This is a genomic window from Terriglobia bacterium (assembly GCA_020072815.1).
In the GTDB taxonomy this organism is placed as follows: domain Bacteria; phylum Acidobacteriota; class Terriglobia; order Terriglobales; family Acidobacteriaceae; genus Angelobacter.
The window spans coordinates 45,466-66,208 of the sequence record JAIQGE010000021.1 but is presented as its reverse complement, the minus strand read 5'-3'; the positions used below and the strand labels follow the sequence as shown (position 1 = coordinate 66,208).

Sequence of the window (20,743 nt, the reverse complement as noted above, 5' to 3'; positions counted from 1 at the left end):
TGGGCGGACTTTGCAGCTAACGAAATGGCAATCATGAAGATGCGCACAACCTTCGCCGTCGTGCTGGTGTTCGGCCTGGGCCTGGCTGGCCAGGCGGCGCAGAAGTCGGTGGAGCAGATCAAGTCTGAGGCTGCAGCGGCCAGCGGCGGGCAGCAAGCCAGACTTTATGCCGAGCTGGCACAGCGCCTGGCGGACGTGGCGTCAGAACAGTTTGCCCAAAACGACATCGCCAAAGGGCAAGCGACGGTGCAAGAAATCCTGGACTACGCCGCTAAGGCGCATGACATTGCCTTGGACACCCGCAGTAAGATGAAAGAAGTGGAAATTCATCTGCGCCAAACCCAGCGCCATTTGGAGAACCTGAAGCGGACGCTGGTGACCGAAGATCGCCCGCCCCTGGACGCCGCTGAAAAAACGCTGGCTGGCTATCGCCAGGAGCTGATGGACGTAATGTTCGCGCCCAAGAAGAAGGAGACTAAAAAATGAAGGCCGCAACCAAGATGACTTTGCTCCTCTTGCTCCTGGTGGCCACTTCTTTTGCCGGACGGCGGCGTGATCCCCTGACGGATGCTGAGGCCGATCAGCTTCGCGAAGTGGCCATGGACCCTTACAAGCGGCTGAAACTGTACATCAAATTTACTGAGGCCCGGCTGGATTCCCTGGACCAGTTGCGCGCCGATCCCAAGCAGGCCGAAGGCCGCGGCAAGAAAATCCACGACTTGCTGGAGGACTTTACAACCCTCATGGACGAGATCAACGACAATCTCGACCAGTACCAGGGACGTCCGCTGAGCAAGGACGACCGCAAAGAGTTTCGCCGCGGCCTGAAAGAAGTGGTGGTCGCCTGCGACCGCTTTGAAGCCCGCCTGCGCGCGCTCAAGAACGTTGCGCAAAACGATCCCCAGATGCGCCGCGAAGCGCAGGATTTCATGTTCGTTCTGCAAGACGCTCAGGATGGGGTCAAGTCCAGCGGCGATATGGCCCGGGAGTACGCGGAGGTAGTAGAAAAGGACCCGGCGGCGGAAAAGAAGAAATAGGTTTTTCTCTCCCGTGCGAAGCGAGGCGGAATTTCAGATAGAGGCCCTCGCCAGCACGTAATCAATGACTTCCAAGATTGCCGCCATCTTCGAGCAAGCTTACCGTGAGCTGCGTCCGCAGGCGCCTCTGCCGGAATTTGAAGTGCGCTTCTTCCCTTTCAGCAATCTTAACAACACCATCCGCCTGCGCAAGGGACGCATCTACGCGCGGCTGTCTGATCTGCTGGAAGGCGCGCCGCAGACGGTTCTGCATTCCATCCTGCACATACTTATCGCCAAGCTGTACCGCACGGTCATTGATCCTGTGCACGCCGCGCGCTATCGCCGGTTCAGCGGAAGCCGCGCCATCGCGGCCAAGATGCACCTGGTGCGCCAGATGCGCGGGCGCAAGCGCATCGCTGGACCGGCGGGCGAGCACTATCACCTGGACGAAATCTTTGACCACCTGAACCTGCGCTTCTTCCACGGGCTCATGGCCCGCCCGCAGATGACCTGGAGCGGCAACCATTCGCGCCGCCGCCTGGGACACTATGATCCCGCGCACAACACCATCGTAGTGAGCCGTATCTTTGACCGCGTCAACGTGCCTCGCCACGCGATTGAGTACCTGGTTTACCACGAGATGCTGCACCTGCGGCATCCGGTCAAGCTGCGCGGCAGCCGGCGCTGCGTGCATTCCCGTGAATTTCAGGCGGAAGAAAGACTGTTTCCGCAGTTGGAACAGGCACAGGCGTTCCTGAAGACGCTGGGATCTCTGGAGTAACGGCTCTGGGACATCCCTTTCCCCTGTTATTCGACTTTTCAACTTGTTGACTTGGGTTTGCCGGGCGGGTAAAATCTCTAATTGAAATTGAAATTGAAATTCATTTTCATAATCACCCATGTTTCAGGCCCTGGTTGTCACATTACGCGAAGGCGTGGAAGCCGCGCTGATCGTCGGCATCACCCTGGTTTACCTGGCTAAGATCGGGCGTCAGGACCTGCGCAAGACGGTCTATGTGGCGCTGGGTGTTGCCTTTATCGCCAGCGTGGCCGGCGGCGTGGCCTTCTCTTACCTGCCTATCAGCCAGGACACGTTTGAAGGCTGGGTCATGCTGGTGGCCGCGGTGCTGGTGGTGGGGATGATCGTCTTCATGATGCGCACCGCCCGCAAGTTGAAAGGCGAGATTGAAGGCAAAGTGGGCGCGCTGGCCGGCGGCGGGTCGCGATGGGGACTATTCGCTTTTGTCTTCCTCATGGTGTTTCGCGAAGGCCTGGAAACCGTGGTCATCCTCTCCGGCGTGACCCTGAATTCCACCGAACTGATGAGTTTCCTGGGCACGCTGGCCGGCGTGGCCCTAGCCGTGGTCTTTGGCGTGATGTTTGTGAAGGGCAGCGTGCGCGTGGACCTGCGGAAGTTCTTCCGCGTCACCACCATTATTCTTTTCTTCGTCGCCGCCCAGTTGGCCATCAGCGGCGTGCATGAGCTGTTTGAAACCGGCGTGATCCGCTCCAGCAAGCGCGAGATGGCGCTGATCGGGCCTATCGTCCGCAATGATTACTTCTTCCCTGTCACCATGCTGGCCCTGGCGGCGCTGATGGTGCTGCTGGAATATCGGCGGCGCAAGCCGGACGCCAGTGCGCCTTCGCAGCCGGCTGGCACGGCCTCAGCCAATCAAAATGCCCCCGCTAATAAAGCCGAGGCCCGCAAGCAGGAGTGGACCGAGCGTCGCGAACGCCTGTGGGCCAACCTGGTGGTGGGCACCGCATTCATCTTTATCTTTATGGTCACCGCCGAGTTTATTTACGCCGAAGGCCCCAAGCTGACGGAAGCCACGCCCGTCACGTTCGACAAAGACGGCCGCGCCAGTATCCCCGACAAAGACCTGGCGGAAGGCGACCTGCGCCGCTTCAGCGCCGACGTACAGGGCGTGAAAGTGCGTTTTTTGCTCTATCGCAAGCCGGACGGCAAAGTGGCAGCGATCTTCGATGCTTGCCAGATCTGCGGCGCCGTGGGCTTTTACAAAGGCAACAACGGGATCGTCTGCAAGAATTGCGCGGCACCCATCAACCCGCAGAGCGTAGGCCAGCCCGGCGGCTGCAATCCGATTCCGCTGCAATCAACCCAGGAAGGCGATGCGGTAGTGATAAAAGTCACAGACCTCATGCCACAGCTCGGACAATTCTCACACTAAGATGTTTCTCCGTCTTCTTTTCGAGTCGTTCCGCCGCCAGAAGCGGCGCAAGTCAGTGGCCCTGCTGGCCATCGCGTTGGGCATGAGCATTGCCACGGCCATGATCGCCCTGGGCAATGACGTGGGCGACAAAATCAACCAGGAATTGCGCACATACGGCGCCAACCTGGTGCTCACTCCAATCGAAGACACGCTGGACGTAAACCTGGGCGGTGTGGACCTGAAACCGGCGAGCCAAGGCGCGTTCATCCCGGAGTCCGACCTGCCCAAGCTCAAAGGCATTTTCTGGGGACACAACATCAAGGGCTTTGTTCCCTTTCTTTCCGAGTCGAAGACTTTCTCCAGCAACGGACGCAAAGTTGATGCTGAACTTATCGGCACATATTTTGAGCAGCCGCTCCGTTACGGCAAAGAAGAGTTTGCCACCGGCGCGCGCAGCGTGAACGCGTGGTGGCAAGTCACCGGAGCATGGCCGCAGGACTATCGCGAGTGGCCGCAGACGCACGATCCTCAGGTGCTCGTCGGCAGCAAGCTGGCGGAACGGGCGGGCATCAAGCTTGGCGACGAACTGGAAGTCGGCGGACGCAAGTTGCAAGTCAGCGGCATTCTCAGCACTGGCGGAGCAGAGGACCAGTCCATCGTCGCGCCACTGCATATCGTCCAACAAATCTTGGGGCACCCGGGCGTCGTCCGCCGAGTGGTGGTCAGTGCGCTTACCAAGCCGGAAGACGCGTTTGGCCGTCGCGACCCCAACAAGATGACTCCCGCACTACGCGACCGCTGGTATTGCTCGCCCTACGCCAACTCCATTGCCTACCAGATCCATGAGGCGCTGCCTAACGTGCGCGTGGACCAGATCCGCCAGGTGGAACAAAACCAGGGCAAGCTGCTTAGCAGCGTCTCCGGGATGATGCTGCTGTTGACCTTCGCCACGCTGCTGGCGGCCGCGCTGGCGATCTCCGCCGCCATGGCCGCTACCGTGCTTGAGCGCCGCAATGAAGTCGGCTTGATGAAATCCCTGGGCGCCAGCAACGGAGTGGTGGCGTCCTTGTTCTTTACTGAAGCCGGGCTGCTGGCGCTGGCCGGTGGCGTGATCGGCTTTCTTGCCGGCGTAGTGCTGGTGCGGCGCATTGGGATAAACATTTTCGGTTCGGCCATTGAAGTCCACCCGGTGGTGCTGGCCGTGGTCATCTTTACTGCCTTTCTGGTGACCTTTTTAGGCAGCGCAAGTGCGGTTCGCAAAGCCGTGCTGTTTGAACCGGCGGTCGTATTGCGGGGTGACGCATGAGCGACCGGCGAAGCAAGGAAATGACAGGCCGCCAGCTTTTTCTGCGCTTGCTAGTCCGCGCGGCCTGGGTCCGCAAAGACCGCGCACTGACGGCGCTGATCTCAGTGGCCGTGGTCGCGACTATCGCCACCGCAGGGCTTACCGTCTATTACGATTTGGAAAACAAGCTCAGCCGCGAATTCCGCAACTTTGGCGCCAACGTGATTGTCAGCAAGACCTCGGGCACTCTCAGCGCAGATGAGCTGGGCAAGATCAGCGCGGCGCTCGGCGGCAAAGGCGAAGTTGTTCCGTTGGCGTATGCCATCGCCACCGCGCCTGACGGATCAAAAGTTGTGGTCGGCGGCGCCGATCTCGCCAAGCTCACCAAGCTGAATTCGTGGTGGGCGATTGGCGAGCCGCACGCCGGCAACGCGCTCATCGGATCGCGCGCCGCGGAAACTCTTTCACGCGGCTCAGCCTTTAAAGTTTCGTTCGGCAAGGACAAAGCAGAAATTCGTCCGCAGGCCACGTTCCACTCTGGCTCTGACGATGACAGCCGCATCTATGTCCCCCTCGATGATTTTGTGCGCTGGACGGGCGTGCAGCCCAGCACGGCTTTGGTCCGCGTGGATGGCCGCCCGCGCGACATTCAGGACGCCATCGCCAGGCTGGCCTCTGCCCTGCCCCAGGCTGAAGTCAAACCGGTCCGCCAGATCACGCAGGCGCAGACGGCGGTCATCGGCAAGACGCGTTCCCTGGTGCTGTCGGCGTCCGCCGCGGTGGTGGCGCTGATCATGCTGTGCATGGTGGCCACGTTTACCAGCTCCGTTCTGGAACGCCGCAAAGATTTTGCCGTGATGAAGGCCCTGGGCGCATCCAACCGCACAGTAAACTTTCTCTTCGCCGCCGAATCTTCCCTGCTGGCGCTGGCCGGCGCCGCTGCTGGGTATATGCTGGGCAGCGCCGTCGCGTTCTGGATCGGCAGAGCGAATTTCGCCGCCGCCATCTGGCCGCAACCGCTCTTGCTCGCTCCGGTATTGCTGGGCAGCATTTTGCTGGCGCTGGCGGCGTCCACCGCGCCGTTGCGTCTGTTGCAACAAATTCAGCCTGCGGGAATACTCCGAGGGGAATAATGCCGATTGAACTCAAAAACGTCACCCGCGTCTACAAAAGCAACGTCGAAGTGCGCGCGCTGGATAACGTTTCCCTGACCGTGGCTCCCGGCGAATGGCTGGCCATCATGGGCCCTTCGGGCTCAGGCAAATCCACGCTGGTGAACCTGCTCGGCTGTCTGGACCAGCCCACCAGAGGCGAAATCTGGATTCACGGCGTCAACGTCTCGCAGATGACGCCGGCGGAGCTGAACCGCTTTCGCGCCGAGAAAATTGGTTTCATCTTTCAGCAATTCCACCTGATCCCTTACCTCACCTCGGTGGAAAACGTCATGCTGGCGCAGTACTTCCACAGCATGACCGACAAGAAGGAAGCTCTCGCGGCGCTCGACCGCATCGGCCTGCTCGATCGTGCCGACCACTTGCCTTCGCAGCTTTCCGGCGGCGAGCAGCAGCGCGTGTGCATCGCGCGCGCGCTGATCAACGATCCGCACATCGTTCTGGCGGACGAGCCCACCGGCAATCTGGACGCGGTGAATGAAGAAATCGTCCTGCGGCAGTTGCGCGACCTGCACGCCCAGGGACGCACCATCATCATGGTGACGCATGACCCGGACGTCGCTCGCCTGGCCGACCGCCTGCTCGAACTGCACCATGGCAAGATTGCTTCGCAGGAAACCTTTGCCATGGGCGATGAAGAGCAGTATGACGAAGTCCTGGAAGAACTCTGGGTGCTGGCGGAAAACGGCGAGCCAGCCGAACTGGGCCGCGTGGAAGTGGAAGGCGCGTTGCCAATGTCCATGGCCCTGGAGCGCATGCAGACCATGGGACTGGTGGAACTGGAAGCCCACACCGCCGCGCCGCACACGCATAAACAAGTTCTCAACCGCTGCCACGTGGCGTTTCGTCCGCCCAGCGAGGCCACCGGTCACGGTGAGCAGATGATTTATTTCACCGAGAAAGGCCGCAAGCGCGCGGAAGACGTGATCCGCCGCCATCGCCTGGCGGAGCAGCTCTTCACCCACACGTTTCAAGTAGCCGACGAAAAAGAAGTCGCCGAACAGGCCTGCAAGTTCGAGCACATTCTGTCCCCTGAAGCCACCGACCGCATCTGCACCTTTCTGGGCCATCCGCGAACGTGCCCGCATGGCAGCCCCATTCCCGCAGGGCCGTGTTGCCTGGATTCCCGTACTCTCTCCGGGCGCGATGAGGGTGCTAAGCTGGTCGTAGAGCAGAAATGAACGTCGCATGTCGGAGAGAATTGTGCGATTCCGCCTTCTTGTAAGTCTTCTCGCGTTGACGGCAATTGCATCGGCAAGTTCATTCGATAAGCCGTTGCGCACGCAAACCGTGGACTTAGGGCCGTCCCGGTACAGTATGCATACTCACGGCAAAGTGACTTGCTATTTTTTCCCGCACTTCATGGTCAAAGAAGTCGATCTGGGACAAAAGGGCGCTGATAAGCTCGCGATTGTGCCTATCGCCAACGGCGTGGCCGCTCCCTGTACGGCCGCTCGCGCTAAATCAGAGATGATTGTTAGACCTCACGACTGGAGCGGCTATTTCAAGGGCGTGAAGAACAACCTTGTCTTTTTCCGCGCTGATGACGGCCTCAACGGAGGTATGGGATTTGCGATCTACGATGCCAAAACCGGGAAGAAGATTTTTGAGGACGTAGCCTTGGGCCAGATCGAGTTTGTGGAACACCCTGGCAAACTGGTTGCCATGAATTACACCCGCGTTATCGATGCCGAGTGCATCCTGCCCAAGGAACAGGCAGCCTGCTGGGAGCGAATCGCGAAAAAGATCGCACTAAGCGCCGGCATGCTTGACTGCAAAAAAGGCTACGAAGAGAGCGCCCGGAATCTGGCTAAAGGTCGCTGCCAGGCTCAAAGTACTGACACTCCCGAATGTCTTGAGAAGAAGTTGAAGCTGGCCTCTGAGCAAACCGCGCGAGCCCCGTCCGTGATTGCTTATCCCGTTGAAGTAACTCTCGTCCCGCATCCTGATATTAAAGCTCTTCCCGGCTCCGTAAAGTGCTGGCCGTCCGAGTGAATGATTTTCTTCGGCGAGCATGCGCGGCAGTACGAAAGCGGTGTTCGCCGGAAGCATCGCCGACTCTGGTTATAATGAAAACACGTGCAACCTGCATCCGGAGAGCCCATGTCCGAGCCGCTGGAGATCAAGAAGACCCTCAATTTGCCGAAGACCGATTTTTCCATGAAGGCAAATCTCCCCCAGAACGAGCCTAAGTGGCTGGAACGATGGGAGAAAGCGGGGATCTACGGCAAGATTCGGGAGGCGCGCAAGGGCCGGCCGCTCTACGTTCTGCACGATGGGCCGCCCTACGCCAACGGGCCCATCCACATGGGGACCGGGCTGAACAAATGCCTGAAAGATTTTGTGGTGAAGTGCAAGACCATGGCTGGCTATGATTCGCCTTACGTTCCGGGCTGGGACTGCCACGGTCTGCCCATCGAAATCAAAGTGGACCAGGAACTGGGGCAGAAGAAGCTGCAGATGCCGGCATCGTCGGTCCGCAACGCCTGCCGCAAGTACGCGCAGAAGTATCTTGACCTGCAGCGCGGCCAGTTCAAGCGCCTGGGCATCTTCGGCCGCTGGGACGATCCTTACTCCACGATGGATCCGCGCTTTGAGTGCATGATCGCGCGCACGCTCTTCGATTTCCTGGAAAACGGCGCGGTGTACAAAGGCCTGAAGCCGGTTTACTGGTGCATACACGACAAGACGGCGCTGGCCGAAGCCGAAGTCGAATATGAAATGCACACCAGCCCCAGCATATGGGTGAAGTACGCCCTCACCAGCGATCCCGCGAAGATAGACGCCAAGCTGGCCGGCAAAAAGGTCAACACCATCATATGGACCACCACTCCGTGGACCATCCCTGCCTCCATGGCCGTGGCTTTTCACCCTGACCTTGAGTACGTTGCCCTGGAGCACAATGGCGAGGTGTACATGGTCGCTGAGGCATTGGCCAAACAGACTATGGAGGCTTGCAAGCTCACCGGCGCCACGGAAGCCGCGCGTTTTCCCGGCAGCAAGCTGGATCGCATCACCTTTGCGCATCCCTTTCTCGACCGGCAAATCCTCGGCGTGCTGGCGACCTACGTCACCACCGAGCAAGGCACCGGCGCGGTGCACACTGCGCCATCGCACGGCGCGGACGACTTCTATACCGGCGTGAAATACAAGCTGGACCAGACTTGCAACGTGGACGAAGGCGGCCACCTGCACAACGGCCTGCCGGAATACGACGGCAAGACGGTGTTCCAGGCGAACCAGCCCATCGTTGATCTGCTGCGGTCCCGCGGGGCGCTCATGGGCCTGGACAAGATTGAGCACTCGTATCCGCACTGCTGGCGCTGCCACAATCCGGTGATCTTCCGCGCCACCGAGCAGTGGTTCATCTCCATGGAAGCGCCGGTGGGCGGCAGCACGCTGCGGCAGCGGGCGTTGGATGAAATCAAGAAAGTGAAATGGGACCCCGCTTGGGGTGAAGAGCGTATTACCAACATGGTGGCATCGCGGCCGGATTGGTGTATCTCACGGCAGCGGATATGGGGCGTGCCCATCGCCGTCTTTTTCTGCCAGGGCTGCGGCAAGCTGCTGGAATCGAAAGAAGTGAACCAAGCCGTGGTGGACCTGTTCGCGCGCGAAGGCGCAGACGCCTGGTACATTCGCGAATCGAAAGACATCTTGCCGGCGGGAACCAAGTGCGCCGGCTGCGGCGGCGCGGACTTCCGCAAAGAAAACGACATTATTGACGTCTGGTTTGAATCCGGCTCAAGCCACGCCGCGGTGCTCGGCCGCGAACCCGGCCTGCCCTGGCCCGCCGATCTTTATCTCGAAGGCGGCGACCAGCATCGCGGATGGTTCCAGTCTTCCCTGCTCTGCGGCGTGGGCACGCGCAACCAGTCGCCATATCGCAGCGCGGCCACCGTGGGCTGGGTGCTGGACGCGCAAGGCCGCGCCATGTCCAAGTCGCTGGGCAACACCGCTGACCCGGTGGACGTGGCCAACAAATACGGCGCGGAAATCGTGCGCATGTGGGTGGCGTCGGTTGACTTCCGTGAAGACGTGAACGCCGCGCCGGAAGTAATTGAGCGCATCGCCGACAACAACTATCGCAAGATCCGCAATACGTTCCGTTACATCCTGAGCAATCTGGGGGACTTCAATCCCGCGCAGCACGCCGTTAAGTTTGCCGACATGACGCGGCTGGACCAGTACATGCTGGTCCGCACCGCAGAAATCACTGACCGCGTGCGCAAGTGGTACGAAGGCTTTGAGTTCCACCGCATCTATCACCAACTCAACGAATTCTGCGCGACCGATCTGAGCGCCGTGTATTTTGACGTGATCAAAGACCGCTTGTACACGGCGCCGCCTAACTCCAAGGCGCGCCGCTCCGGTCAAACCGCAATCTGGAAGATGGGCGAAGCCCTGGTCCGCTTGCTGGCCCCCATTATGACCTTCACCACCGAGGAAGTTTGGTCGGCCTTGCCCCAAGTTTCCGGCAGACCGGAGAGCGTACATCTGGCATACTTTCCTCAAGGCGACGAAATCACTGACGGCCCGGTCCCGGCGGATTTGAAGACCGCGTTGGAAGCGGACTTCGGCGCGCTGCTGGGCGTCCGGGAAGAGGTGAACAAGGCCCTGGAAGTCCGCCGCGCTGACAAGTTCATTGGCAGCGGCCTGGAAGCCGTGGTCACCGTGCATGCTCCGCAGAACCTGCAGAAGCTGCTGGAATCGTACCGTGAAGACTTGCGCTATCTGCTGATCGTCTCGGGTGTGAACTTAAAGTATGCCGCTGAGGGGAACGGAATGGCCCCTTTGCGCGTAGATGTAGAAAAGGCGCCGGGGAAGAAGTGTGACCGTTGCTGGAATTATTCCACGCGCGTGGGTGAAAGTGACCGCTACCCCACGGTTTGTGAGCGATGTCTGGCGGCGCTCACGGAAATTGAGAAACAATCTCCGGGCAAGTAAGAACGCCGTAAGAACGCCGGTGGATGGGAAGTAGACCGGGACTTTTTTGATAAGCGGCGGAGCCGCAAGGGAACAGAAAGACGCAGCTAGGCTGCTTGGGAACTATGAGGAAGTATCACTTTCTGATTGCGACCGTGGTCGTAGGCACTGACCAGATCACCAAGTGGGCGATCGCCCAGAAGATCATGCTGCATGACAGCGTAGACGTGGTTCCCGGCCTCTTCCGCCTGACGCATGTCCAGAACCAGGGCGCGGCCTTCGGTCTGTTTTCAGACTCGCCTTCCGAATGGAAGATCGCCATGCTGATCATGTTCTCCATTGCCGCGCTGGCCGTGGTATCAGCCTTGCTCTGGAAAAACGGCAACGCCATGAACACCACCGCGATTGCCCTGTCCTTGGTCTTTGGCGGCGCGCTGGGAAATTTGTGGGACCGCGTCGCCAGCGGACGGGTCATTGACTTCCTGGATTTCTACCTGGGTTCGCACCACTGGCCGGCTTTCAACGTGGCCGATAGCGCCATCGTGATAGGCGCGCTTCTGTTGCTGAGTGAAATATTCCTGTCTCCGCAGGAAGAAAAGGCGATGAGCCAGTGAGGACAATCGCCGTGATCGCCGACATCGCCGTGATCGGAACTGCATGGTCTCTCTGGTAACCTAGAGCGTTGCCTTCCTTCAAATAGAAGCTGGTCACACGACTCTTTAGCCATGAGGAAATACCAACTCCTGATCGCCGCTGCTGTCATCGCGGTTGACCGCCTCACCAAATGGCTGGTGCTGAAGCGTCTTCCCCTCATGCAGGATGTCCCGATCATTCCGGGATTCTTTCAACTTTCGCACTGGGAAAATACCGGCGCGGCGTTTAGCTTGTTTGCCGACTCCGCCTCCCACTGGCGGACCGCCGGCCTGATAGCTTTCTCCCTGTCGGCGGTGGCCATGGTTTCCTTTTTCATCTGGAAGAGCGGCGAACGGCTGACGGCGGTGTCTGTCGCACTGTCCCTGGTCCTGGGCGGCGCGTTAGGAAATCTGTGGGACCGCGTAGCCAAGGGCACGGTCACCGATTTCCTGGATTTCTACGTGGGCACGCACCACTGGCCGCCGTTCAACGTCGCCGACAGCGCAATTGTGGTTGGAGCGATTCTTCTGGCGTGGACGATCTTGTTTGGAAAGCAGAAAACTGTGAACTGACCGACGAAAACTCAGTTCTTGGAATACAGCAGCTTGTACATCGCCGTGTTGCGCATAATGGCTTGCACGTACTCGCGGGTTTGGGTGAACGGAATGGACTCCACGAATTCGTCCATGTCTTTGAATTTCCCGTTCCTGCGCCACTCGTCCACGCGCTCTTCGCCGGCATTGTAAGCGGCGAGTGCGTATTCCACCTGCCCGTCGTAGTGGTCCACCATGTGTTTGAAGTAGCGGGTGCCCAGTTGCAGGTTGGTGTTGGCCGTGAGCAAATCGTCGCTGGAAGACAGCCGGAGCTTCATTTCCCTGGCCACGCCCCGGCCCACGCTGGGAAGAAGCTGCATCAGTCCCAGGGCGTTGGCGCTGGAGACGGCGGCCGGGTTGAACTCTGATTCTTGCCGAATGAGCGAAGCCACCAGGTACGGGTCAAGGTGGTTCTGCTCAGAATCTCTTTTCAGCTCATCCCAGAAAGGCCGCGGGAACAAACCTTCCCAAACCGGACGCGGAATCTGGGGAATCTCCGCGGAGAAGTAGCCGGGCACCGTGCGCTTCAGCGTCTCAATGGAATGGATGTAGCTTCCCTGCCCCATATACATTTCAGAGATCGCTTTGGCCAGCCACGGCGGCGTCCCGGAAGCAGCGGCTTGCATTTCCTTCACCGCAAAATCGTAGAGCGCGCCATTGGCCAGCAACTGGGCCCTCTTCAGGCGCAGATTATCTTCAGGGGCGTCCCAGTTCCTGGGAGGCGCCGCCGGCGGAGGCAGCTTGTCCAGCGGCGTGGGGTCAGCGACTTGGTCACCACCCATCGCCTGCATGCGCGCGTGACCGCGATATGCGTAGTAGAAATAGCGGAAGTTTTCCGCCAGCTTCTGGTAGTACGCGCGGGCCAAGGCCTTGTCGCCTTCTTCTTCAGCAAGGCGTCCGCGCCAGTACACAGCAGCCGGGACTTCTGAGGATGTTGGGTACATCTCCAGTTGCTCTTCAAACAGCCGCTTGGCGTCATCTTTCTTGCCCAGGCGATAGCTGAGCCAAGCCGCTCGCCAGTGCGTGAATGGAGAATACCGGCCATTGCGCTGGCGCTGGTACATTTCCGTGTAAAACGGAATCGCGCTTTCAAACTCATTCCGCAACATGTACATGTTGCCGGCGGAAAACAGAGCCTCTTGCAGCCATGAACTCTCAGGCGCCAGCGTTCGTAACTGGATCAGGTACGCCGCCTGCTTGGAGCGGTCATCCCGGTCGCGCGAAATCTCCGCCAGGAAATACAAGGCTTGGGCCCGCGCGTCCACGGACGCGGACTCGTTCTTGGCGATGTTTTCAAACAGCCGATAAGCATCGTCGCGTTTGCGGGTTTTGTAGAGCGCCGTTCCAAACTGCGCCTGCATGGAAACCATCTTGTCCGGCGGAGACAGCTCCACCAGCGGACTCAGTTCGCTTACCGCGTCCTGGAAACGCCGGGCCTTCAGGAGCAGTTCACTGCGGGTGCTGCGCTGTTCAAAGCTGCCGGAAGGCTGGGATTCGCCCAACGTGCGCAGTTCCTGTGCCGCGGCGTCGGCTTCCGGACTGGTGGGCATTTCAAAATACAAACGGCGCAGAATCTGTTGCGCTTTCTCTCTTTCGCCGGCGGCTTCGTAGGCTTTAGCCAACGCCAATTCCAAGTCCGAGTGCAGCGGCTGGCGGTGTTTCTCCAAATAGGCGGCAGCACGCTGAGGTTCGCCGGCGGACACCAGCGCTCCCGCGTACAACATGGTCACGTCGTGCTGGTTGAGAGAGTCGGGATACTTTTGTTCAAAGGCGTCCAAGGCTTTGATCACTTCGGCCGGGTTTTGCTCGCCCTGGAAGGCGCTGGCGCGAAGAAAGTCGAGATAGTCGCCCAGCACGGGCTCCAGCGGAGCAGCGTGCGTCCAAGCGTCGCGTGCACTGGCGTATTCCTTGTCCAGATAGCGAGCGTAGCCCATCACCAGCCAGGCCAGCGCGCCGGCGTCATCTTTGCTGTGTGCGGCGGCGTACTCTTCAATTCCGGCGTAGCCCGGTGGCGTGCGGTTTTCCAAAAGCTGCTGGGCCATGGGCTTGAGGTCGGCCGAGGCGACAAACGCCCGCGTCGCGTGGCGGAGCTTGGCGGAGCCGGTGGAAGACGCCGGCACAACCTTTTTCTTGGTGGGATGCGCGCTCGTCTTTTTCTTGGCTGTCTGAGCGGAGAGATGTCCCGGCAACAGCAGCGAGGAAAATAAAAGAATGATGGAGAGACTTCTGATGGACACTTGTACCTTGACTGCCATGGAAAAGATCACTGCGGAAAACTTGCGCCCATGAGCGATACATCATTATCCGCCAAAATGCGGATGAGTTCCTGATTAAAATAATCGGCCGAAGCCGCTGGAGTTTCGCCGTAGCGCTTGTTGTAGGTGGCGCGGCTCTTCTCGATGTCTTCGCGCAGACGGTCATAGAGGTCGCTCTGGGTCCGGCCTTCGGCGACTTTCGGTTGGTTGTAAAGTTTGATCTCCTCCACCAGCAACTTGGCAAAGCGCTTGGCTTTGCGGTGAAGGTCGTCCTCCACCGGCACCGGTCCTGGAGGAGGCGCCGGCATGGCGGAGGGAGCCGCGGCAAAACCAGCGGTGGGCTGCGATTCCTCGGCCGCTGGCGCGCCGGTCTTGCGCGCGGCGCTCAGTTCCAGCCAGAGCGCGGCAAAACGGGTCAAAGCGCTAAGCCCGGAAGCATCCAAAGTCCCGGCAGGAATCGCGCCTGCATCCGCGTAAATCAGGGCTGCAACTTTGTCTTTTACCACCAGGGGCAGGACGTAGCAGTCCGGTTGCGCGGGCGACTGCACGGCGGCGAGGAAGGCGGTGTCAAATTCCCCACTGGTTCCGCCCACTGGGGCACGGGACTGCATGGCCCGGGCTGCCAGGCTGCTTGAGGTATCCAAAGGGAGGCCTTTGATGATGTCATTGTCCTCAAAGCCGATACCCTGCCATCCACTGACCGCGCCGCCTTTGACCACGAAAAGGGCCACGCGTCCGGCAAAGCGCGCCCCGCCTTCCAGCAAATGGCGCAGGATCTCCGCTTGGGAAGTGGTCTCCTGGATGGAAGCCATGGCCTCGTTGAGCAGGTCTGTGGGGGCGGAGCCGGGAGCCGGAAACAGGTTTTCCAACTGTGCTGTGGCCCGGCGAACAATCTCGGCACGAATCCCGGGCAGCGCCGACTCCAACACTTCGGCCACCGCCTCTTCAATAATGTTCTGAATTTCCGTGGGATGCGGCATTCGTCTTGCGGCGATTATATGGCTTACCAGACTGAAGTCTACACCTCTAGTATCTTCCAAGCCACCCCTGGAAGCCCCCGCCCCGCGAGCCTTTGCGGGAATACGCTGCCGGACTACTCCACCACCAGCTTGCCGGCCATATCATCATGATGGGGCCCGCAGATCACCCCGCAAGCCATCCGGTATTCACCCTTGGCTGGCGCCCGGAAACGGACGGTGGCCGTCTTGCCTGGCTGGACGGACTGCTTGATGCCCAAATCGGGGATGTCCAGGCCATGCTGGACGTCGGCGGTGGTCACCTCAAGTTCCACCAGTTGGCCGGATTTGACGCGGATCTCGGGCGGGTCAAAGCTGTATTTCTTCATCACCACTTTGATGTGGACGTCAGCCGGGGGCTGCTTACTGCATCCCGAAACGAAGAAAAGGACAGGTAAAAAAGACAGGAGCAAGATTTTTTTCATATACGATCAGAGCCTGGAGTTATCAAGTGGTTACAGGGCATGACGGCGAGATAAAATCACCGATTTTTGCTTCTTTTTCACCCTCACGGAGTCAATAACATAGTAAATTATTTTGAGTCGGTACTGCATGGAAACCATCCAAAAGAAGCCCGAGGAAGGCGTCTCCAGTGAGCTGGCGCTGGTCCAGGCCGCCAAGAAAGGCGATCTGGAAGCGTTTAGCGAGTTGGTGAAGCGCTATGACCGGAATGTTTTCCGCATCGCGCAGCACATCACGCATAACGAGGAAGACGCTCAGGACGTGGTCCAGGACGCATTTCTCAAGGCGTATACGAATCTGGAGCAGTTCCAGGGTAACTCCAAGTTCTACACGTGGCTGGTCAGGATTGCCGTCAATGAAGCCCTGATGCGGCTGCGCAAGCGGCGCAATGATCGCACGGTGTCGCTGGACGAGGATGTGGAGACGGAAGACGGCTCAATGCCCCGCGAGGTGGCAGACTGGAGCCCCAATCCGGAGCAGTTGTACGGGCAGTCTGAATTGGGCGATATATTAAAGAAGACCATCCAGGGCCTTCCCCCTGGCTTCCGGACGGTTTTCGTATTGCGCGACGTTGAAGGTCTCTCTACGGAGGAAACAGCAGAGATGCTGGGACTGAGCATACCGGCCGTGAAATCGCGATTGTTGCGCGCCCGGTTGCAGTTGCGAGAGCGTTTGACCAGATTTTTTAAGTCCAGAAAAGGCGGGGGGAACGAAGTCCAGTGAAATGCAACGATTTCCTGAAAGAACTAACTGACTACCTGGACGGCACCATCAGCGAGGGGCTCAAGGCCGAATTGGACGAGCATCTCCATTGGTGTCGGGAATGCCACGTGGTCATGAATACCACCAAAAAGACCATTGAAATCTACCGCGATAACCAGATTTACGAGCTCCCTGAAGCCCTCCGGACCCGACTCCATCAAGCCATTATGACCAAGTGCCGAGGCAGTAAACCAGCCAAGAAGACCAAGAACACCACCTAGTGGATTTATATTTTTCAATAACTTACAGTTAGTATTATGTAATAATTACCTTCTTTCCAGGTGGTCGCTTCGCTTTTCTCCCCCGCTTTTCGAAACCTTTCTTCCTCAGAACGACTCTAAGTAAATAAGAACGAAGGTCACAATTTTTATGTGCTAAAGGACATGTCCTATAGTACACTGACCTTGTTGACGGCAAGTTCTTTAGACAGTTTCAGCTTCCAGGAGCCCCCAACGGGGCTAGGCAGGAAAGGTGACATTATGGCGAGTCTGCTCGATTTGTTGTTTGGGTGCCATCACAAGAACTTCAGCTTCCCCATGACCAAAAGACGGGGCCAGCGGTCGCAGGCGTCTTCCGTGGCGGGTACGTATGTGGTATGCCTCGATTGCGGCAAAGAGTTCGCTTATGATTGGCATGAAATGAAGGTGGTGGAGGCTCATCCGGCACGCCAGTTTGAGCCCATAGCGGCGGCCGAGTCCTACGCCGGAAAGTAACTCCTGGGCGGTTTAAGCCGCCCGGGCAGGTTTCCAGGACAGGCGCAGGTTGGGCCGGGATGCCGCAACTTTCTGCGGCATTGCAGGGCAACTGCGCTGGTAGGGATATTCCATTCTCCGCATCTCCCCGAAGTCGTAAGTCATTAAGCGTAGAGTCTAGTTCTCTTCTTCTATCGCGCCGGGTCTTCAAGAAAACACTGCTCTTTCTTCCCTCTTTGTGGCATGATGGGCTGTAGAAGTCTTCCGGAGAACACATGCAAGCTCCTCACGGCGAAGGAAAGGGTCCCAAGGGCCCTGGATTCTTCAGGCGGCAACTCAACTCCTTGAATGCCGGGTTAATCGGATCTACCTGCCGCCAATGCTGCTCGTTTGTCGGGGCCAGCGCCCGGCCTGAACTGCTGGACTGTGTAGAAAAAATCCACCACTGCGTGACCAAGGGCCGGCTCGGTCCCCTGCGCGGCGTCGCTCCAGCCTAGCCGCGCCCAACCCATCAAGAGAATTCTCATTGAGCAGCTGCGTCCGTGCGCGCAGGTGCGAGTCGCCGCGCACAATGCAAGCGGCCGTGCCTGGGCCGGACGACCTCAAAACAAATCAGGCGGCCCTAAGGCCGCCTGTTGTAGGAAAATCAGCGATCTTAATTATCGCGGCGTTTCAGCGTGGGACGGTCGTCATCCTTCTTGTCGCCGTCTTTGCCTGGAGTGCCGTTGCCGGCGGTGCGACGCAGCGTGGGCTTGTTGGTGTTCTGGTCGTCAATCTTGCGGCGATTTTCGATGGCTGCCAGACGGGCCTTAATGTCATTGAATTCTGACGTGGTTTCAATGTACTGGTCCTTGTCCGGCAGGATGGTGGCGATCTCTTCCTGCGTCCGCTGAATGCGGTCCGGAGTCTGCGGGTGCGTGGCGAAGGCCTTGGCCAGAGTGCCCGGCTTCTTCTTCTCCTGCGCCTGCACCTTTTCAAAGAAGTTCACAAACTCGTTGGGATCGTAGCCGGCCTTGTACATGTACTGCACACCCAAGTGATCGGCTTCGGCTTCAAATCCGCGGTTGAAGCTCAAGAAGGTCAGGGGCAGACCGATGCCGGCGACTTCGCGTGCAGCATAGCCAATGCCGCCGCCCACAAAGATCAGCGGGAGGGTGAGGATGTTGGCCAACTGGCTGCGCGTGGCGCCGCGCGTGGCATGACGGGCGCAGACGTGAGCAATCTCATGGGCCATCACGCCGGCCAGCTCCGCTTCATCGTCGGCGGCCAGGATCAAACCGGAGTTGACGTAGAAAAATCCGCCCGGCAGGGCCATGGCGTTGATTTCGTCGGCGTCCACCACCTTGATGGTGAAAGGCACCTTGGCGTCAGAGTTGCGAACCAGGTTCTGCCCGATGCGGTTTACGTACTCATTGACCACCGGGTCCTGGATGAGCTTCATGCTCTGCTCAATTTGCATGGCAAACTGTTTGCCGAGCTTGATTTCCGACTCGATGGAGTACCAGTCCAGCCCGCCCATCTTGCGGTTACCGATGGCGTCAATGTCGTCCTTGCCGCCGTCGTGCTTGATCTTCTGCTGGGACTTCTTGACGTCCTTGCCGGCGTCTTGGTCTGCATCCGCTGCCGGTTGCGCCTGGTCCTGGGTCGCTGCCGGCTGCGTCTGAGGGGCCGGAGCAGGCTGCGCCTGAGTTTGGTCAGGCGTGGTTTGCGCCGGAGGCTTGGGTTCTTGCGCGAACGCAGAGATTGTCAGACTGGCGCCTGCCGCCAAGATTAAGGCGAGCAGTAAGGAACGAAATTTCATAGGTACACTCCTGCCGGTGCGGGTACCGACGCGATCTCAGTGACTTCATTATACTGCCGGGACATCTGTCCACCTACAAGGGTTTTTGCTGTAGACAAATTGGATGACAGCAGCTGGCCCTGGGGTTATCCAGCAACACCGCAGAAACCGTAAAGTTCCGGTAAAAGGCGGGGATTCGGCAGGATTTCCCAGTGTTCTCCCCGCTGATCGGGAGGCTCCCCGCGCAAAGGTCGCAAGACGAATGATTCTAAAGACTTTGCAGTTTTTCCCGCCGGGCCGCGGACTTTTCGCGTCAAAAAACCAAGGATTTAGTCGTAATACTCCAGCCCGAGGTGCGTGATGAGCTGTTCCCCTCTTAGATGGCGCAGGGTGTTCTTGAGCTTCATCAACTGGATGAACAGATCGTGTTCGGGATAAAGCCCGGGCACAGTCATGGGCGACTTGAGATAAAAACTGAGCCATTCCTGGATGCCCAGACCGCGCAGTTCTTCCGACCGTTTGGCCAGATCCAGGAACAGGATCAGGTCCAGGACGATGGGCGCGGCCAGAATGGAGTCACGGCAGAGGAAATCAACCTTGATCTGCATGGGATAGTTCAGCCAGCCGAAGATATCAATGTTGTCCCAGCCTTCTTTGTTGTCGCCGCGGGGCGGGTAATAGTTGATCCGGACCTTGTGAAAGATATTGCCGTAGAGATCGGGATAAAGCTCCGGTTGCAGAATGCGGTCCAGCACGGAGAGCTTGGATTCCTCTTTGGTTTTGAAGGACCCCGGGTCTTCCAGGACTTCGCCGTCGCGATTGCCCAGGATGTTGGTGGAAAACCATCCGCTCATGCCCAGCATGCGCGCTTTGAAGCCCGGAGCGAGGATGGTCTTCATCAACGTTTGCCCGGTCTTGAAATCCTTGCCGGCGATGGGCGCGTTGTTGGCCTTGGAGAGCTCCATCATCACCGGAATGTCCACGGTGAGGTTGGGGGCGCCGTTGGCGAAGGGCACACCTTCCATCAGCGCCGCGTAGGCGTAGAGCATGGACGGTGCGATGTTCGGGTCGTTCTTCTCCATGCCGCGCTCAAAAGCTTCCAGCGATTCGTGGACTGGGCTCTGTGTCAGGAAGGTTTCCGTGGACGCGCACCAGATCATCACCAGCCGGTCGGCGCCGGACTTCTTTTTGAAATCGCGTATGTCGGCGCGCAACTGCTCGGCCAGGTCGCGCTTGTTCTTCCCTTTCTTAACGTGTTTGCCGTTCAGCATCTTCACGTAATTGCGGTCAAACACCGCTTTGCGCGGCTTAATGGCCCGCAGGAAAGGCTTGATTTGATTGATCAGTTCCTTTTCCAGGACGCCGGCATTCAGGGCGGATTCGTAGGCGTCGTCTTCAAAGATGTCCCACGCGGTAAAGACCAGGTCTTTGAGATTGGCGAGCGGGACAAACTTGCTGATCTTGGGCGACCGGCCTTCCGTGCGCTTCCCCAACCGGATGGTCCCCATCTGCGTGAGCGACCCAATGGGCTTGGCGATGCCCCGGCGAATGGCTTCCACCCCGGCAATGAACGTGGTGGCCACCGCTCCCATGCCAACAATCATTACGCCCAGTTTGCCGCGGGCGGAGGCTATTTTCGATCCTTGCATCGCTGTAGCTTCAGTGGAAGACTTTGCCTTCATTTAAGTTTGTGACCATCCTGAGGGATTTTTCGAAAAGGGAGCGTCAGCAGTAGATGCCTGCGCACTCAAATACTCGCCGGCCAAAAAGCCAGCTTCAAAAGACGCCATACAACAGCGTCCAGGAGACAGTTCATCTGTCAGTGCAAACTAATTATCTTCTCGCATTGCAGCGGGGTTTGCAAACTGGGGAGCAATCCGGAGCGGCCTGCGTTTAAACAGAAATGCTAGACCGTATGATGTTCTCGAGTGTACTATGCCGCCCAAGTCACCTTCTTGGAAAATCTTTGCCTCG

General features: G+C 58.7%; 19 protein-coding genes. 14 read left to right on the top strand and 5 right to left on the bottom strand.

Features of this window, described 5'->3' with window-relative positions; genetic code table 11:
- The first annotated feature begins 24 nt into the window (after window positions 1–24).
- The 11 genes from LAO20_20940 (at window position 25) to lspA (LAO20_20890) (ending at window position 11,781) form a co-directional block, all read left to right on the top strand.
- The gene (locus tag LAO20_20940; protein MBZ5533903.1) at window positions 25–486 is read left to right on the top strand and encodes a hypothetical protein; all 462 of its coding nucleotides are present in this window, start codon (window positions 25–27) and stop codon (window positions 484–486) included.
- Window positions 483–1,037 (top strand): hypothetical protein, encoded by a 555-nt coding sequence (locus LAO20_20935; protein MBZ5533902.1) that lies wholly within the window; start codon window positions 483–485, stop codon window positions 1,035–1,037. The genes LAO20_20940 and LAO20_20935 overlap by 4 nt, the downstream gene beginning before the upstream one ends.
- Window positions 1,038–1,101: 64 nt before the next feature.
- Window positions 1,102–1,800, top strand: a complete 699-nt coding sequence (locus LAO20_20930; GenBank protein ID MBZ5533901.1) for a M48 family peptidase — start codon at window positions 1,102–1,104, stop codon at window positions 1,798–1,800.
- 118 nt (window positions 1,801–1,918) lie between these two features.
- On the top strand, window positions 1,919–3,211 hold the full coding sequence (locus LAO20_20925; protein MBZ5533900.1) for a Fe-S-containing protein: 1,293 nt from the start codon (window positions 1,919–1,921) through the stop codon (window positions 3,209–3,211).
- A gap of 1 nt (window position 3,212) precedes the next feature.
- A complete protein-coding gene (locus LAO20_20920; GenBank protein MBZ5533899.1) occupies window positions 3,213–4,499 on the top strand; it encodes an ABC transporter permease in 1,287 nt (428 codons plus the stop codon).
- Window positions 4,496–5,611, top strand: a complete 1,116-nt coding sequence (locus LAO20_20915; protein ID MBZ5533898.1) for an FtsX-like permease family protein — start codon at window positions 4,496–4,498, stop codon at window positions 5,609–5,611. The genes LAO20_20920 and LAO20_20915 overlap by 4 nt, the downstream gene beginning before the upstream one ends.
- Complete coding sequence (locus tag LAO20_20910) at window positions 5,611–6,831, top strand: ATP-binding cassette domain-containing protein (GenBank protein ID MBZ5533897.1); 1,221 nt, start codon at window positions 5,611–5,613, stop codon at window positions 6,829–6,831. Before LAO20_20915 ends, LAO20_20910 begins: the two co-directional genes overlap by 1 nt.
- Before the next feature lie 7 nt (window positions 6,832–6,838).
- A complete protein-coding gene (locus LAO20_20905; GenBank protein ID MBZ5533896.1) occupies window positions 6,839–7,645 on the top strand; it encodes a hypothetical protein in 807 nt (268 codons plus the stop codon).
- A gap of 108 nt (window positions 7,646–7,753) precedes the next feature.
- On the top strand, window positions 7,754–10,597 hold the full coding sequence (gene ileS, locus LAO20_20900; GenBank protein ID MBZ5533895.1) for an isoleucine--tRNA ligase: 2,844 nt from the start codon (window positions 7,754–7,756) through the stop codon (window positions 10,595–10,597).
- A 104-nt stretch (window positions 10,598–10,701) separates the two neighbouring features.
- Complete coding sequence (lspA, locus tag LAO20_20895; protein MBZ5533894.1) at window positions 10,702–11,190, top strand: signal peptidase II; 489 nt, start codon at window positions 10,702–10,704, stop codon at window positions 11,188–11,190.
- Window positions 11,191–11,301: 111 nt separating this feature from the next.
- Window positions 11,302–11,781: a signal peptidase II gene (lspA, locus tag LAO20_20890; GenBank protein MBZ5533893.1), complete on the top strand. Its 480-nt coding sequence runs from the start codon at window positions 11,302–11,304 to the stop codon at window positions 11,779–11,781.
- 11 nt (window positions 11,782–11,792) lie between these two features.
- On the opposite strand, the gene LAO20_20885 is transcribed toward lspA (LAO20_20890), so the two are convergent.
- The 3 genes from LAO20_20885 to LAO20_20875 all read right to left on the bottom strand — a co-directional run bounded on the left by LAO20_20885 (window position 11,793) and on the right by LAO20_20875 (window position 15,498).
- Entirely contained in the window at window positions 11,793–14,057 is a 2,265-nt protein-coding gene (locus LAO20_20885; protein ID MBZ5533892.1) for a transglycosylase SLT domain-containing protein, read from the bottom strand.
- Window positions 14,058–14,065: 8 nt separating this feature from the next.
- The gene (locus tag LAO20_20880; GenBank protein MBZ5533891.1) at window positions 14,066–15,037 is read right to left on the bottom strand and encodes a hypothetical protein; all 972 of its coding nucleotides are present in this window, start codon (window positions 15,035–15,037) and stop codon (window positions 14,066–14,068) included.
- Window positions 15,038–15,150: 113 nt separating this feature from the next.
- Window positions 15,151–15,498, bottom strand: a complete 348-nt coding sequence (locus LAO20_20875) for a cupredoxin domain-containing protein (GenBank protein MBZ5533890.1) — start codon at window positions 15,496–15,498, stop codon at window positions 15,151–15,153.
- A gap of 127 nt (window positions 15,499–15,625) precedes the next feature.
- Between LAO20_20875 and LAO20_20870 the strand changes: the two genes are divergently transcribed.
- From LAO20_20870 to LAO20_20860, 3 genes are all read left to right on the top strand, one after another.
- Window positions 15,626–16,258, top strand: a complete 633-nt coding sequence (locus LAO20_20870) for a sigma-70 family RNA polymerase sigma factor (GenBank protein MBZ5533889.1) — start codon at window positions 15,626–15,628, stop codon at window positions 16,256–16,258.
- On the top strand, window positions 16,255–16,518 hold the full coding sequence (locus LAO20_20865) for a zf-HC2 domain-containing protein (GenBank protein ID MBZ5533888.1): 264 nt from the start codon (window positions 16,255–16,257) through the stop codon (window positions 16,516–16,518). Before LAO20_20870 ends, LAO20_20865 begins: the two co-directional genes overlap by 4 nt.
- Window positions 16,519–16,776: 258 nt before the next feature.
- On the top strand, window positions 16,777–17,010 hold the full coding sequence (locus LAO20_20860; GenBank protein ID MBZ5533887.1) for a hypothetical protein: 234 nt from the start codon (window positions 16,777–16,779) through the stop codon (window positions 17,008–17,010).
- A 634-nt stretch (window positions 17,011–17,644) separates the two neighbouring features.
- On the opposite strand, the gene LAO20_20855 is transcribed toward LAO20_20860, so the two are convergent.
- Complete coding sequence (locus LAO20_20855; GenBank protein MBZ5533886.1) at window positions 17,645–18,790, bottom strand: M48 family metalloprotease; 1,146 nt, start codon at window positions 18,788–18,790, stop codon at window positions 17,645–17,647.
- A gap of 308 nt (window positions 18,791–19,098) precedes the next feature.
- The gene (locus LAO20_20850; protein MBZ5533885.1) at window positions 19,099–20,373 is read right to left on the bottom strand and encodes an inositol-3-phosphate synthase; all 1,275 of its coding nucleotides are present in this window, start codon (window positions 20,371–20,373) and stop codon (window positions 19,099–19,101) included.
- Window positions 20,374–20,743: the final 370 nt, after the last annotated feature.